The sequence below is a fragment of the Psychrobacillus sp. OK032 genome (genome assembly GCF_900111345.1).
Taxonomy (GTDB): domain Bacteria; phylum Bacillota; class Bacilli; order Bacillales_A; family Planococcaceae; genus Psychrobacillus.
Map to the genome: position 1 here is coordinate 137,818 of NZ_FOGY01000004.1, position 14,924 is coordinate 152,741.

15 protein-coding genes and 1 pseudogene are annotated in these 14,924 nt (G+C 35.9%); 15 read left to right on the forward strand and 1 reads right to left on the reverse strand.

Going from position 1 to position 14,924, the window contains the following annotated elements; translation table 11 throughout:
• The first annotated feature begins 101 nt into the window (after positions 1-101).
• The 7 genes from BMZ04_RS09490 to msrB all read left to right on the forward strand — a co-directional run bounded on the left by BMZ04_RS09490 (position 102) and on the right by msrB (position 5,546).
• Positions 102-1,046: a thymidylate synthase gene (locus tag BMZ04_RS09490; protein ID WP_093268745.1), complete on the forward strand. Its 945-nt coding sequence runs from the start codon at positions 102-104 to the stop codon at positions 1,044-1,046.
• 39 nt (positions 1,047-1,085) lie between these two features.
• A complete protein-coding gene (locus tag BMZ04_RS09495; protein WP_093268751.1) occupies positions 1,086-1,574 on the forward strand; it encodes a dihydrofolate reductase in 489 nt (162 codons plus the stop codon).
• Positions 1,575-2,171: 597 nt separating this feature from the next.
• A complete protein-coding gene (locus tag BMZ04_RS09500) occupies positions 2,172-3,011 on the forward strand; it encodes a DegV family protein (RefSeq protein ID WP_093268755.1) in 840 nt (279 codons plus the stop codon).
• A 202-nt stretch (positions 3,012-3,213) separates the two neighbouring features.
• Positions 3,214-4,020 carry a GDSL-type esterase/lipase family protein gene (locus tag BMZ04_RS09505; protein WP_093268760.1) on the forward strand — a complete coding sequence of 269 codons (807 nt, stop codon included), beginning with the start codon at positions 3,214-3,216 and terminating at the stop codon, positions 4,018-4,020.
• A 12-nt stretch (positions 4,021-4,032) separates the two neighbouring features.
• A complete protein-coding gene (locus BMZ04_RS09510; RefSeq protein ID WP_093268763.1) occupies positions 4,033-4,599 on the forward strand; it encodes a YpmS family protein in 567 nt (188 codons plus the stop codon).
• Between the two features lie 15 nt (positions 4,600-4,614).
• On the forward strand, positions 4,615-5,139 hold the full coding sequence (msrA, locus tag BMZ04_RS09515) for a peptide-methionine (S)-S-oxide reductase MsrA (protein WP_093268766.1): 525 nt from the start codon (positions 4,615-4,617) through the stop codon (positions 5,137-5,139).
• A complete protein-coding gene (gene msrB, locus BMZ04_RS09520; protein WP_093268769.1) occupies positions 5,136-5,546 on the forward strand; it encodes a peptide-methionine (R)-S-oxide reductase MsrB in 411 nt (136 codons plus the stop codon). Before msrA ends, msrB begins: the two co-directional genes overlap by 4 nt.
• A gap of 50 nt (positions 5,547-5,596) precedes the next feature.
• Here the strand turns inward: msrB and BMZ04_RS09525 are convergent, their stop codons facing one another.
• The gene (locus BMZ04_RS09525) at positions 5,597-7,312 is read right to left on the reverse strand and encodes a methyl-accepting chemotaxis protein (RefSeq protein ID WP_093269580.1); all 1,716 of its coding nucleotides are present in this window, start codon (positions 7,310-7,312) and stop codon (positions 5,597-5,599) included.
• Between the two features lie 265 nt (positions 7,313-7,577).
• Here BMZ04_RS09525 and BMZ04_RS09530 point away from each other — a divergent pair, with 265 nt between their 5' ends.
• The 8 genes and pseudogenes from BMZ04_RS09530 to BMZ04_RS22770 all read left to right on the forward strand — a co-directional run.
• A complete protein-coding gene (locus BMZ04_RS09530) occupies positions 7,578-7,799 on the forward strand; it encodes a YozE family protein (RefSeq protein WP_093268772.1) in 222 nt (73 codons plus the stop codon).
• Positions 7,800-7,871: 72 nt separating this feature from the next.
• A complete protein-coding gene (gene deoD / locus BMZ04_RS09535; RefSeq protein WP_093268775.1) occupies positions 7,872-8,576 on the forward strand; it encodes a purine-nucleoside phosphorylase in 705 nt (234 codons plus the stop codon).
• 254 nt (positions 8,577-8,830) lie between these two features.
• The gene (locus BMZ04_RS09540) at positions 8,831-10,330 is read left to right on the forward strand and encodes a lmo1851 family serine protease (RefSeq protein WP_093268778.1); all 1,500 of its coding nucleotides are present in this window, start codon (positions 8,831-8,833) and stop codon (positions 10,328-10,330) included.
• A 54-nt stretch (positions 10,331-10,384) separates the two neighbouring features.
• Positions 10,385-11,290 carry a CobW family GTP-binding protein gene (locus BMZ04_RS09545; protein ID WP_093268782.1) on the forward strand — a complete coding sequence of 302 codons (906 nt, stop codon included), beginning with the start codon at positions 10,385-10,387 and terminating at the stop codon, positions 11,288-11,290.
• Positions 11,274-11,543 (forward strand): hypothetical protein, encoded by a 270-nt coding sequence (locus BMZ04_RS09550; protein ID WP_143128290.1) that lies wholly within the window; start codon positions 11,274-11,276, stop codon positions 11,541-11,543. Before BMZ04_RS09545 ends, BMZ04_RS09550 begins: the two co-directional genes overlap by 17 nt.
• 159 nt (positions 11,544-11,702) lie before the next feature.
• Complete coding sequence (locus BMZ04_RS09555) at positions 11,703-12,596, forward strand: CAP domain-containing protein (RefSeq protein WP_255367866.1); 894 nt, start codon at positions 11,703-11,705, stop codon at positions 12,594-12,596.
• 632 nt (positions 12,597-13,228) lie between these two features.
• Entirely contained in the window at positions 13,229-13,993 is a 765-nt protein-coding gene (locus BMZ04_RS09560) for a CAP domain-containing protein (RefSeq protein ID WP_093268789.1), read from the forward strand.
• Positions 13,994-14,556: 563 nt separating this feature from the next.
• Positions 14,557-14,913, forward strand: a pseudogene (locus BMZ04_RS22770) (CAP domain-containing protein); the annotation flags it as partial.
• Positions 14,914-14,924 lie beyond the last annotated feature (11 nt).

A 14,924-nucleotide genomic window follows, 5' to 3' on the forward strand; every position in this document is an offset into this window, starting at 1 on the left:
CTCGTCAAAATGGTTATCCTAAAAACGATGAAATGTCCTCTTTAGAGGGCATTTTTTGTTATAATGAAGGGAAGTATAGAAAATGAAAATGAGGTATACAAATGGAACAATACTTAACATTGTGTAAACATATTATGGAAAATGGAGTGCAAAAAGGAGATCGAACTGGGACTGGAACGAAGAGCGTCTTTGGTTATCAAATGCGGTTTGATTTAGCAGAAGGTTTTCCGCTACTTACAACGAAAAAAACTGCCTTTCGATTAGTTGTGAGTGAATTATTATGGTTTATAAAAGGGGATACGAACGTAAAGTCTTTAATTGAAGCAAATAACCATATTTGGGACGATTGGGCGTTTGAAAAATGGGTGAAAAGTGATCGATATACTGGTCCTGATATGACAAATTTCGGGGTACGTGCAGCGAATGACCCTGTTTTCAAAGCAATTGTGGATGAACAAATGGAAACCTTCTGTACGAAAATTGTAGAAGATGAACAATTTGCAGAGGAGTTTGGCGAATTAGGACCAGTCTATGGTAGACAATGGAGATCTTGGCCAACTAAAAACGGAGAAACGATCGATCAATTACAAAAAGTAATTGAACAACTAAAGACAAATCCAGATTCTAGAAGGCATATTATCACTGCTTGGAATCCAGCAGAAGTAGATGAAATGGCTTTACCTCCATGCCATGCATTTATGCAGTTTTATGTAGCAAATGGGAAATTGTCTTGTCAATTGTACCAACGCAGTGCAGATGTGTTTTTGGGTGTACCTTTTAATATTGCTTCTTATGCTCTTTTAACCCATCTCATTGCGAAAGAGTGCCATTTAGAAGTAGGGGAATTTGTACATACACTGGGAGATGCGCATATATATGCTAATCATATGGAGCAAGTGGAAACACAGTTAGCGCGTACACCTAGATCGTTACCGCACCTTTCTTTATCGAATGAGAAAGATTCGATATTTGATTTTGAAATAGAGGATATAAAAATAGAAGGATACGATCCACATCCGCGCATTAAAGCACCTATAGCAGTTTAACTTGAATCAGCAAATATCGTTAAAAAGAGGAGATAATATATGATTTCATTGATCGTAGCACATGATCCGAATCGAGTAATTGGTTTAGATAATAAAATGCCTTGGCATATTCCAGGAGACCTTGCTTATTTTAAAGAAAAAACGATGGGTAAAGCAATCGTGATGGGAAGAAAAACATTTGAATCGATTGGCCGTGTTTTACCAGGTCGTAAAAATATAATTATTACGAGAAATACTTCTTACGAAGCGGAAGGGGCAGATGTGGTAACCAATTTACCAGATGCCGTTGCCTTAGCTAAGTCATATCATGAAGAAGTGATGATTATTGGCGGGGAGCAAATATTTCGTGCTATCTTGCCAAAAGCGGATCGATTATATGTGACGATTATCGAGCAATCGTTTGAAGGGGATACATTTTTCCCACCGTATGGGAAGGAATGGGTACTTGTAGATACATCCGAAAAGATGGTAACAGACGAAGGCATCCATTACTTGTATTTAGTTTATGAAAGAATTGAAAATCTATAATTATTCGTTGTGAAATTGAACAATTTCTCTTTTACTAAATATTAACAACTGACAAGAGGAACACTGGCCAATTGTAAAACTACATTTAAATTGGGATTTAGCATGGTGGTCCTGATAACTCTAAAACATTGTTAAAATTAGTTAACAGATTCCATTGATTGCAGCGGAAAGTGGCGACTCCGGCGGGATGAGTGAGACAGATGATCCATCTTAGGCGTACGCGAAAGGATCCGTCTGAAGCGGAAATCGTATCAGACACTAAATCGAGCATATTATACTCATTATTGCTATGTTGCAGCTCTCCTCAAAAGAACTTTTAGGTTCAAACTTATGGCGGATGACACTAATTTATAATAGAGTAATTGAAATGATATAGCCAAAATCGTCTCATCCACGCGGCAACGACTATCTGACTTCACCTGCATCAAGCAGGGCAAGGCATAATCGGAAATTGGAAACAATTACACCGAGTCGTTATTGATTTGTTCAAATATCTTTCTTTTAATCATATAGTGTACTATGTGTGCATGTTAAATAATTTTACAAGCGGCGGTACTTCTTCTTATAATAGTACGTATAGAGGAAGGAAGAGATATAGTGCATAAAGTCCAAATAGTAACAGATTCAACAGCAGATTTAACAAAAGAGCTTATCAAACAATTTAATATTCATATAGTGCCACTTTCCATTCAAATAGATAGAGAATCGTACATCGATGGTGTTACCATTCAGCAAGAAGAGTTTATTGAAAAAATGGCTCAATCAAAAGAATTGCCTAAATCATCACAGCCAGCTGTAGGTGTTTTTAAAGAACTATATGATAAGCTGGGAGCAAATGGAGATCGAATTATTTCCATCCATATGACAGGGAGTATGAGTGGTACTGTTAAATCTGCTCAAGCTGCTGCAGAAATGTCTACATCGGATGTTACGGTAATTGATTCTGAATTTATTTCGTTTGCACTAGGTTTTCAGGTGGAGGAAGCAGCTAAAATGGCGGCAAATGATTATTCAGTTGAAAAGATTACTCAAAGAGTGAAAGAAATCTGTGGAAAAACAAAATTATTTGTAGTAGTAGACACTTTAGAAAATCTAGTAAAAGGTGGACGTATTGGAAAAGGAAAAGCTATGTTAGGATCTTTGCTTTCCATTAAACCAATTGCTAGTTTGACAGATGGAGAATATACACCAGTTGCGAAAGTACGCAGCCATAAACAAGTAGTCAATTATTTGTTTAATGAATTTATGAAAGACACGAAAGGGAAAATTGTAAAGGCGGTAGGTATCTCCCATGCAAATGGATTCTCTATGGCTACCCCATTAAAGAACCTTATCGAGGAAACTGGTTTTAAGCAGATTCAAATGTCTTTTACCTCACCTGTTATTAGTACACATACAGGTCCTGGTGCTATTGGATTTATGTATATGACGGAATAGTGAACAGGCAGGGAAAAGAAGATTCCCTGCCTTTATTGATATATCAAAAAAGCAAAGGTCAAAGCCCTGCTAGTTAAGTTATAGCCAGGCGCAATATTTCCCTGCTTAGAGCTTTTCGCGAAAAGCAAATAGCATCTGTTGGAGCTGAACAAAGGGAAGCGGAAGAAATTACGTTATGGAATTTGATATAAAGGGGTTTAGAATGAAATATTTCGTTAGTTTTTTATGTATACTCATGCTTTCCGCTTGTTCGTCAAGTGAACTGAAAGTAGTAAACTTTTCAGAAAGAGAATCCGTGTTGTTTGAAGAATATGTTATTCCTTTTTCCTTTTTCCCAAGAACAATTGAACTTGTCGGACTTGGAGATTCACTTACACAAGGTGTTGGCGATGAATTAAAAGGAGCAGGTTATATTGGTAGACTTCAAAAAGAAATTTCACAGTATAAAGGAATAGAAGAGGTTATTTTAACCAATACTGCGAAAAGAGGACGTCGAAGTGATCAGCTTTTAAAAATGTTAAAAGGTGGAGAAATCGATCATCAGCTACGTAAAGCCAATATTATTACGCTAACTATCGGTGGTAATGATATGATGAAAGTAGTGAAGAAAGATTTATTTAATCTACGTGTAGAAGCTTTTGAAAAAGAATTAGTGAAATTCGAACAAAATTATGATCAAATATTAGAAGAAATTCGAGAGATTAATAGTAATGCCCCAATTATTCTTCTTGGTCTTTACAATCCTATTACTGCAGTAACAGATGAAAAAAGTGAACTTGATGAGATTTTAGCAGATTGGAATAATAGCATAGAAACGATAGCATATAGTGATGTAAATGCTTGTTTTGTACCAATCGATCAACTTTTTGTTACCAATGCAAACTTAGTCTATCATACGGACTTTTTTCATCCAAATAGTAAGGGATATGAACTGATCGGAGAAGCTCTAGTCAATTCTCTAGAAGATTGTGGTTTAATTGACGAACGTAAAAGGGAAATGTTGTTTTAAGGAGTTGTTTAAATGAATAAGTGGAAGATTGCATTTTTTTTGTTGCTGCTTGTTATTTTAGGTAGTATAGGAACATTACTATATTGGGTAACTACTCCAGCTGAAACAATGCCAATAGAAGAGCCAAAAGCAATCCCAGGAGGGAATATCCTAACAGTTCATGCGACAAAGGAAGATTTTCAAGGAATCGCTAATACGTATCTAAAGAAAGCGATGAAAGGCAAGCCCATTCCCATACTACTAAGCGTCGATGATCAAATAGTTTTATCTTCTGAGTTAACTATCTTCTCACTTAATTTTCCCATTAGAATGTATTTTGAGCCGTATGTGGAAGAGGGAGGGAATATTAGGCTAGAGCAAACTTCCTTAGAGGTAGGTCAAGCAAAATTGCAACCAGAAGCTGTGTTAAAATTATTACGAGATTCAATTGACTTACCTGAGTGGATAGTTGTCATGCCTGCAGAAAAGGAAGTACATATTCAGTTAGCGAGTATTCCGATGTCATCTGGAATTCATGTCCGAGCAAAAGAGTTGAATTTAGAAGAAGATATAATAACATTAGAAATAGTCATACCATAAAATGAGGTGTAAAAAATGGAAAAAGCTACATTTGCAGGAGGCTGTTTTTGGTGTATGGTCAAGCCCTTTGACTCTTATGAGGGGATAGAAAAGGTGGAATCGGGTTATACAGGTGGTCATGTTGAAAATCCAACTTATGAGCAAGTGTGTTCGAATGCAACAGGACACTATGAAGCAGTTCAAATAACATTCGATCCAGAAAAATTTTCTTATAATCAGTTACTAGAAATCTTTTGGATGAATATTGATCCAACAGACGATGACGGTCAATTTTTTGATCGTGGCTCTTCTTATCAAACAGCGATATTCTATCATTCCGAAGAACAGCGAGAAAAAGCGGAAAATTCGAAAGAAGCAATGAATGCATCAGCTAAATTCAGCGTGCCAATTGCGACAAAGATTTTGCCAACTACGAAATTTTACGCTGCAGAAGAATACCATCAAGACTATTATAAGAAAAATCCAGCACACTATAATGGATACTTTGTTGGTTCTGGAAGAGCAGCGTTTGTAGAGAAAATGCGGGAGGTATTCAAATGAAAGAAAAGCTAACGGATATGCAATATTATGTAACTCAACAAAATGGAACAGAACCTCCGTTTCAAAATGAGTATGACAAACATTTTGACGAAGGAATTTATGTAGATATCGTTTCAGGGAAGCCGTTATTCCATTCAAAAGATAAATATGATGCAGGTTGCGGTTGGCCAAGCTTTACTAGACCTATTGAAGATCAGGAAGTAGTCGAAAAGTTCGATGATAGCCATGGAATGAGACGGGTGGAAGTTAGAAGTAAAACTGCAGATTCCCATTTAGGACATGTTTTCCCAGATGGACCGAAAGAAGAAACAGGACTTCGATATTGCATAAACTCTGCTTCGATGCGTTTCGTCCCTAAAGATAAATTAGTTGAAGAAGGTTATGAAGAATACTTAAAGTTATTTTAAGAAATTCTAAAAGCACGGTAGAGAAAATTTCTCTACCGTGCTTTTTCCGATTATAGTTTAAACTCATTGACTACTTTTCTTAGTTCATCTGCCTGATGGGAAAGTTCAATAGCGGATGCATTGATCTCTTCCATTGCAGCGGAACCTTGCTCTGCTGCTGCAGCCGAAGTTTCGGTATTAGATGCTGTATTTTCAGCGATTTGTGTAACCTCCACAAAGGAGGCTGCAACCTCCTGACTAAAGTTGAGTGTATCACCAATTTGACTAACCATTTTATCAATAATAGAGATGGTATCATTGGTTTGTTTCATGATTTGTTCTAGTGAAGCGTTTGTTTCATTTGCAACTTCTACGCCTTTAATCACATTTTCTACACCTTCATGATTTTGTTGCACAATTGATACCACTTCGGTTTGGATGGATGTGACAATTCCAGTTACCTCTTTTGCAGCATTTTGGGATTGTTCAGCTAGTTTTCGTACTTCGTCTGCCACTACTGCAAATCCTCTACCATGTTCTCCTGCTCGAGCAGCCTCGATCGCGGCATTTAATGCAAGTAAATTAGTTTGTTCAGCTATTGCAGTGATCGTTTTAATAATAGATGTAATTTCATACGATTTGGTTCCGAGAGCCTCCACTGTTTGCGAAGTATTGGCCATTGTTTCTTCAATGTTCATCATTACTTGAGAAGAGAGTTGAACTGAGTTACTACCTTTACGAGCAGCTTCAATCATCTGATCCGCAGCTTCTTTAACAGACTGAGCATCACCGTTCAAGTATCTAGTCGCTTCTTCTAAAGAATTCATTTTTTGAATAGCAACCGTCATACTACGCATTGTATGTTCACTACCTCTAGCGATTTCATTTGTAGTGTCGGCGATAGACTGAATGGTTACTGCAGTCTCATCAGATGAAGCCATTAACTCTTGTCCACTTGCCGAGACATTTTCGGTTAGCATGCTTACACGTTTGACTAAGTCTGCAATGGAACCTATTAAGATGTTGGTGCTTTCTGCGATTTCTGAAAATTCATCTTTCGTACGAATCTTCACACGTCTCGTTAAATCTCCACCAGCTTGCGCAATTTCTAATATGGAACGGTTAATAGAATATGTGCTTCTTTTAATCGAATAGAAAAGATAAATTCCAAATGATAAAGTTAATAGAACTGAAAAAATAGTTAAAGCAACGAATAAATAAAGAGAGATCGTATTTTCTTTCTTTAATAAAGCGATTTGTTCCGCATTATTTTTAGCTAGTAATTCATTCATTGCGGCAATATGAACATCTACATAGCTCATAGCCGTTTTTCCGTTACCAGCGTTTATTATTTTTTGAGCGGCCTCAATACCTTGTGTATCTCTTAGTTCGATCACTCTTTCCGAATATTCTAGATAAGTCATAAAAAATTGGTCAATAGATTGTATTTTTTGTAGTTCCTCTGGTCGATCTTTATATGTTTTATGTAATTCTTTTAAGTGAGTAACAATAGCATCTTTATTTTGTCTGTAAGTTGTCTTATAATTTGGTTTACCTGTAATGACATAACTTTGTTCTGCATTTGCAAGCTGTGCAATTTCCGTCGCAATTTGATTGACCATCATTTGCTCTTTCATATCCACATTTGTAAAAACTTCAAATGCTTGTTGTGATGAAGACATTTTGGTAGAAGTTAAGACAAGCATGGAAACTAAAATAATGATTAACACAGAAAATATTAATAAGACACGTCCCCGAATGGATTGAAAGATATTTGGTTTGGTCATTATTATCGGTCTTTTAGCCTTTCCATTACCTTTATTGAAGAGGGATAAAGTATTATCTTTATTCCTTATTCTATCGGTCTTTTTCCTTGTTTTTTGATTAAGCCATTGTATTGATTTTTTCTTTTGTTTAACACCCTTTGCCAACAAAAACAACCCCTTCTTGATGTGTTACATAGTAATATCATTAAGTTTACTTGTTTTATGTTAGATTATCTACAGTTTTATGAATTTTCTATGTCCTTGTGACTAAAGGAGGAGAAGTAATATGAACCAGTCTTTTTATTTATTTGCATTAAAATATCGTGGGGGCCAAAAGGAGGATGAAAAATCTCTTTTTGCGGAAAGTATGTTCCAACAACATGATTTCCCAAAAACAGAAACTTCTTTTCAGGCTCTTTCAGAGTACATTGAAGAATTAGCTCACCCTGAATTAACTGCAAGCATTTTTGATGAACTTTGGGAGTATTATATAGAAGGGAACAGGTAGCTTGTTCGTTGCAATTATGCCAAAAAAACGGTATTATTAAGCCGATGCATATATAGAAATGAGGTTTTTTAAATGAGTATTCATATTAGTGCAAAAAAAGGTGAGATTGCGGATACAATTTTACTACCAGGAGATCCGCTTCGTGCAAAATATATAGCGGAAACATTTTTGGAAGATGTAGTACAGTATAACGAGGTTCGTAATATGTTTGGATATACTGGTACATATAAAGGAAAACGAATTTCAGTTCAAGGTACTGGAATGGGAGTTCCTTCTATTTCTATTTATATTCATGAGTTAATGAATGAATATGATGTGCAAAAACTAATCCGTGTAGGTACATGTGGTGCAATTCAAAAAGATGTGAAAGTACGTGATGTAATTCTTGCGCAAAGTGCTTCAACAGATTCTACTTTGAACAAAGTATTGCTGGATGATATTAGCTTTGCTCCAACTGCAGATTTCGATTTATTGTATAAGGCATATAATGCAGGTAAAGATGCGGGATTAAACTTAAAAGTAGGTAATGTGTTCACTGCAGACCTATTCTATAACGAAAATGCGCAGAATGAAAAATGGGCTGATTACGGAGTTCTTGCAGTAGAAATGGAAACTGCAGCTTTATATACATTTGCAGCTAAATTTGGACGCCAAGCACTTTCTGTATTAACAGTTAGTGATCATATTATTACTGGTGAAGCAACTTCTTCTGAAGAGCGTCAAACTACTTTCAACGACATGATCGTTGTAGCATTAGAAGCAGCAATCCAGGACTAATATAGAAAAGCGTAAGTGCCTATTTCGAAGGATCACAGTCTAAGTTCGCGACCTCGTGTCGCAACGACTGTATGACCTGCATCCTGCAGGCCTCCGACAGGCAAATGTTCTTCCCAAAAAGAAGTCGTACTTTGACTTCGTTGTGGGGGGGTATTTGACCCCGAGGGGCTAAGCGCTGGAGCTAGATTAATACTAAGAAAAAAGTGAGAATAGACTGTCATTCATGGCAGTCTTTTTTTAAAAAGATAATCCGTATGAAATGGGTGAAAAATTTGGATGAACAACAGCAAAACAATGAAGAACCAAAACGAATAGAAGAAACAAATTCATCTCATTACATTAAGATGAAACCATTTGTTTTTCTGTTAACGGTTTTCTCCCTAGTTATAGTAACAGTTGCACTTACGATGCTTTATTTGACTTGGGGAAAAGAACAAGTGGTGGATCGTATAAACCCACCATCTGAACGCTCAGAGTTCTCTAAGCTATACATGGCATATGACAAACTAGAAGCAGAGTACTATAAAGATATCGATGAAGATGCAATTATTAACGGTGCGATAAACGGAATGATTGATGCATTGGAAGACCCTTATTCCGATTATATGAACGAAATTGAAGCTTCTCAGTTTAATGAAAGTATTTCTTCTAGTTTTCAAGGAATCGGAGCTGAAATACAAGAACGTGATGGTATTATTACAGTAGTCTCTCCGATTAAAAATTCTCCTGCCGAAAAAGCTGGGGTATTACCGAATGATAAAATTATGGCGGTAGATGGAAAAGATATTCAAGGCTATAGTGCATCAGAGGCTGTTTTGTTAATTCGAGGGAACAAAGGAACGGAAGTAACCCTATCCATTAAACGTGGTGACAATGCTACGATGGATATTAAAATCGTTCGAGATGAAATTCCAATTGAGACAGTTTATGCCGAAATGATAGATGATCAAGTTGCACATATTATTATTTCTAGTTTTTCTACAAATACGTATGAGGAGCTACTCACTGCCATTGAAGAAATGGAAGGTGAAGGCATGAAAGCGTTAGTACTAGATGTCAGACAAAATCCAGGTGGACGTCTAGACACCGCGATCGATATTTCCAACTTGTTTGTGGAAGATGGTAAAACAATTCTTCAAATCGAAGACAAAGGTGATAAAATAGTGACCCCTGCAACCCCTGGTATGCGAGTAGATGTTCCAGTAACCGTCATTATCGATGAAGGGAGTGCTTCTGCATCAGAAATTTTAGCAGGTGCACTGAGTGAATCAGCAGATGTTCCTTTAATAGGTTTAAATTCATTTGGTAAAGGTACTGTTCAAACAGTCAATGATTTACCAGATGGATCAAATATCAAAATTACTACTGCTAAATGGTTGACACCAGATGGAAATTGGATTCATGAAAAAGGAATTGCTCCTGACTATGTGGTAGAATATCCAAGTTACGCCATGTTATCACCGATAGATCCATCTACCTCATTGGAAGAAAACCAAACTTCTGAAGCCGTTCAAAATGCGAAAGAAATGCTTCAAGCAATTGGCTATGAAGTAGGAGAAATAGATGAGAATTTTGATACCCAAATGACTGCAGCGGTGAAAAAGTTTCAGTCAGACAACAAGCTTGAAATCACTGGCAAACTTGTAGGCGACTCTACTTTTGTATTAATGGATAAAATTCGTGAAAAAATAGTAAATGACGATCCACAACTGCTAAAAGCAAAAGAAGTTGTAACAGAGTTATTAAATAAATGATAAAAGCTGGCCATTTTGGTCAGCTTTTTCAACACGTATAAAGGAGCAAAGATGATGAAAGATGTTTATTTATTGAGTGGTTTCCTAGGAAGTGGGAAAACGTCTCTTTTATCTCATATAATCGAGCAATTTAAGGCAGAAGGCATAAAACCTGCTGTTATTATGAACGAACTAGGGAAGCTCCCTTTTGATAGTAGAGCTGTAGATAACGAAGTTCCATTAAAAGAAATGCTAGAAGGATGTATTTGTTGTACAGGATCTGAAAAAATGGAAGCACAGCTTCAAACGCTTCTTGAAGGCGAAGATTTTGATGTTTTATTAATAGAAACAACCGGTGCTGCACATCCCGTAGAAGCAATGGATGCTGTTCTTTCCCCTTTATTTGCAAGCAAGTTAAATATGAAAGGGATTATTACAGTAGCGGATTGTAAAAGATGGCTTGACCGTGACAAAATGAGTCCACAAACGAGAATGCTCTTTTTGGAGCAAATAAAACATGCACATCTAATAGTAGCAAATAAAATCGATTTACTTACCGATGCAGAAATTCTAACGGTTACGATGCAAATACAAGCATTAAATGATACTTCACCAATTATACAAACTGCTAATAGCAAACTTCCTATAAAACTGTTAAAAAACATGGAAGCAACATTCCATGAAAAAGAGGTCCAAGAAGCTGCAATCGGTAAACAACTTACGCTTTCGTCCAGATTACATACATTTCATGAAGGGCTACATCAAGAAGAATTTGAAGAATGGGTTCGAAGTCTGCCGGATACAGTTTATCGGATGAAAGGATATGTTCCATTAAAAGGACATAAAAATCCATATCTATTCCAATATGCTTACGGTATGGTGCAGTGGCTACCTGAGTATATGAAAATGCCACCGCAAATAGTTATTATAGGAGAGCAAGTGGACAAATTAGAGGTAATCGGAAGTGAACGAAATGATTAATGCTTTTCGTTTGTTATATAAGGAGCGTAAATTTACTACTATACTGCAAACAGAGGAACAGGTACGCGAAGTGATAAAATCGGAGCTATTAGATGAATTTACACACCCAAGAGCAAGACAATCACCAGAGAAAAAGTTTACACTTGCTTTAGATAGAATAAGTTTAAGTACGTTAACGGATGAGGAAAAGAAAATGATGATAAAGGTATATAATGAAGAATATATAAATCTGTCAACAGAGTATAGAAAGTAATATTTAAGTATAGTGGTTAAGTTATCCAACTTATATGTGGGAAAAAGCCTTTTCTAATAGTGTTTTCGATCAAAATGGTCTTGTTGGAATATTTTATGCCAAATTTTCTGCTGATTTTGTGTTTATAATGGGGGAGCACAAAAGAAGGAGGAAATGAAAATGAATAAAAAACATTCAATCATGGTTGGGTTACTAGCAGGTGGCTTATTACTTTCAACGAATACAGCTGAAGCAGCACAGACAACTGAAAATTCACAAACTACTTCCGAGGCAAATACATCCGTTACGTATCAAGGGCAGTCTCCATTTAAAGTTATATATAATTACAATTTAAATAACTTAGATATCCAAAATCTCATCAATGAGCAATTAACGAATATAAAACCGCTTATTATGAAAGAACTAAAAGAAGCTCAAAAATCTATCGTTACGAAGAAAGCTCAAGAGAGTAAGAAACCGGTAGAAAAAGAGAAAGCACCTATAGTTGAAAAACCAGTTGACATAGAACAAGCACCAGTAGTTGAAAAACCAGCTGACAAAGAACAATTACCAGTAGTTAAAAAACCTGTAGAACAAGTAAAAACACCAGTAGCAGAAAAACCAGCTACTCCAGCTACACCGGTAACACCGCCAGTAGCGAAGGAACCAGTAAAAGAAAACAACGAAGCGGTACAAGTTTCTTCAGTAATTCAGCAAGTAGTAAATCTAACAAATCAAGAACGTGCAAAAGCTGGACTAAAAGCATTACAAATCGATACAAAACTTACACAATCAGCTCAAGCAAAATCTCAAGATATGAAAAACAAAAACTATTTCTCTCATACTAGTCCAACATACGGTTCACCATTTGATCAAATGAAATCTTTTGGCGTTACCTATAAATCAGCAGCAGAAAATATTGCGATGGGACAACGTAGTGCGGCAGAAGTAATGGATGCGTGGATGAAATCACCAGGACACAAAGCAAATATTATGAATCCATCACTCACACATATTGGAGTGGGACTATCTGATAGTGGATTTTATTGGACACAACAATTCATCGGAAAATAATTAATTTGAAATCCTACCAAGTTGATAACTTGGTAGGATTTTTAATATGCACCAAACATGTTCATTTAATCCGATTGATGGATTTAAGAGGCGGCTTGCAAAGTATATGAGGAAGGACTGGAAGAAACCATATGAGAAGGTGTAAAACTCGTTTGGTTAAGTGTTTTGAAAGGGAGAGCTTATGCGTACCTCACACAAAAGTCACTAGAGAATATCCAAATATCCGATTACACGAAAACTTCTATCGATGTTACAAGGATTTAAGAGTCTGATATCTCGCTACGAAGCATTGCGTCATAATATTGATTGAACCGCCATAAGTCGAACGGATATGCGAGAAATCAGGAGCTAATCACTCCATCCTATTCATTTTAGATAGAACTGATCAAAGTCAATTATGAGATAGGAAAAGTAAATAATCTTGTATATCTATTAGAAGAATCTATAAATCTGTCAACAGCGTATAAAACGTAATATTTATATATAGTGGTTAAGTTATCCAATTGCCGTGCTTATAAAAGCAGATATAATCACATTTTATTTATTAATGGTTTTACTGGTATATTTTATTCTAATTTTTTCATTGATCTTGAGTTTACAATAAGGGGGCACAAAAGAAGGAGGAAATGAAAATGAATAAAAAACATTCAATCATAGTTGGGTTACTAGCAGGTGGGTTATTACTTTCAACGAATACAGCAGAAGCAGCAATGCCAACTGGCAATTCACATACTACTTCCAAGGCGAATACATCTGTTACGTATAAATGGCAGTCTCAGTATAATTATAATTTAACTAACGTAGAAATTCAAAATCTTGTAAATAAAGAATTAAAGACTCTTAAACCGATTATTATCAAGAAAGCAACAGTAGTTAAGAAACCTGTTGTGATTAAAAAAGCACCAGTGATTAAGAAACCAGCAACTCCGGTAACACCGCCAGTGGCTCAAAAACCAGTAACTCCAATAACACCACCAGTAGTTAAAGAACCAGTAAAAGAAAATAATGGATCAGTACAAGTACCAGCTGCGATCCAACAAGTAGTAGATTTAACAAATCAAGAACGTGCAAAAGCTGGATTAAAAGCATTGCAAATTGATACAAAGCTTACTCAATCAGCTCAAGCAAAATCTCAAGATATGAAAAACAAAAACTATTTTTCTCATACTAGTCCAACATACGGTTCACCTTTTGAACAAATGAAATCATTTGGCGTTAGCTATAAGTCAGCAGCTGAAAATATTGCAAAGGGTCAACGTAGTGCAACGGAAGTTGTAAAAGCGTGGATGGCATCTCCAGGACATAAAAAGAATATTATGAATCCATCTTATACACATATCGGAGTAGGTTTATCTGATAGTGGATACTACTGGACACAACAATTCATCGGAAAATAAATAATTTGAAAACCTACCAGGTTAATAACTTGGTAGGTTTTCGTTTTTAGCGGTTTATTTGAGAACCAAATAATTTAGAAACAATAATTGTCTAGTAGGGTTATCATTATCTAATTAAGAATCTATAAAACTGTCAACAGGGTTCTAGAAGAAATAAATAAGTTTTGTGGTTAATATAGCCATTTTTTGAACAGGTAAAGGTAGTTTATATTAACATTATCACTCCCACTGGATTCATTGGAATATTTTATAGAAAAAAATTCTCCGATCTTCTGTTTATAATAAGGGAGCAAAAGAAGGAGGAGAATAAAATGAATAAAAATTATTCATTAATAGTTGGGGTACTGGCAGGAAGTTTGTTATTTTCAACACACTCAGCGGAAGCATCTATGACAACTGGAAATTCAAATACCACTTCAGAAGCAAAATCATATGAGACACAAACATGGAACACTCCATTTAAATATAGCAATAGTAAACTTAAGGAGAATGCACAGCAAACTCCTCAGAGAGCGGTAACTGAAAACAATGAAGAAGTAAAAGTAGGTTCCGTAATTCAACAAGTAATAGATTTAACAAATCAAGAACGTGCAAAAGCTGGACTAAATGCATTACAAATGGATTCAACACTTACACAATCAGCTCAAGTAAAATCTCAAGATATGAAAAACAAAAACTATTTTTCTCATACGAGTCCAACATACGGCTCTCCATTTGATCAAATGGAATCTCTTGGCATTACTTATAAATCCGCAGCAGAAAATATTGCAATGGGACAACGTACAGCAGTAGAAGTTGTGGATGCGTGGATGAAATCACCAGGTCACAAAGCAAATATTATGAATCCATCATTCACACATATCGGAGTAGGATTATCTGATAGTGGGTTCTACTGGACACAACAATTCATTGGTAAATAATAAATTTAAAA

Bases quoted from the DNA above. Each gene is read 5' to 3' on its own strand.
- msrB (WP_093268769.1), top strand. From the start codon at position 5,136: ATGAAAGAAAAGCTAACGGATATGCAATATTATGTAACTCAACAAAAT.
- BMZ04_RS09540 (WP_093268778.1), top strand. From the start codon at position 8,831: ATGAAATGGGTGAAAAATTTGGATGAACAACAGCAAAACAATGAAGAA.
- deoD (WP_093268775.1), top strand. From the start codon at position 7,872: ATGAGTATTCATATTAGTGCAAAAAAAGGTGAGATTGCGGATACAATT.
- BMZ04_RS09525 (WP_093269580.1), bottom strand. From the start codon at position 7,312: ATGACCAAACCAAATATCTTTCAATCCATTCGGGGACGTGTCTTATTA.
- BMZ04_RS09510 (WP_093268763.1), top strand. From the start codon at position 4,033: ATGAATAAGTGGAAGATTGCATTTTTTTTGTTGCTGCTTGTTATTTTA.
- BMZ04_RS09545 (WP_093268782.1), top strand. From the start codon at position 10,385: ATGAAAGATGTTTATTTATTGAGTGGTTTCCTAGGAAGTGGGAAAACG.
- BMZ04_RS09530 (WP_093268772.1), top strand. From the start codon at position 7,578: ATGAACCAGTCTTTTTATTTATTTGCATTAAAATATCGTGGGGGCCAA.
- BMZ04_RS09495 (WP_093268751.1), top strand. From the start codon at position 1,086: ATGATTTCATTGATCGTAGCACATGATCCGAATCGAGTAATTGGTTTA.
- msrA (WP_093268766.1), top strand. From the start codon at position 4,615: ATGGAAAAAGCTACATTTGCAGGAGGCTGTTTTTGGTGTATGGTCAAG.
- BMZ04_RS09490 (WP_093268745.1), top strand. From the start codon at position 102: ATGGAACAATACTTAACATTGTGTAAACATATTATGGAAAATGGAGTG.
- BMZ04_RS09560 (WP_093268789.1), top strand. From the start codon at position 13,229: ATGAATAAAAAACATTCAATCATAGTTGGGTTACTAGCAGGTGGGTTA.
- BMZ04_RS09555 (WP_255367866.1), top strand. From the start codon at position 11,703: ATGAATAAAAAACATTCAATCATGGTTGGGTTACTAGCAGGTGGCTTA.
- BMZ04_RS09505 (WP_093268760.1), top strand. From the start codon at position 3,214: ATGAAATATTTCGTTAGTTTTTTATGTATACTCATGCTTTCCGCTTGT.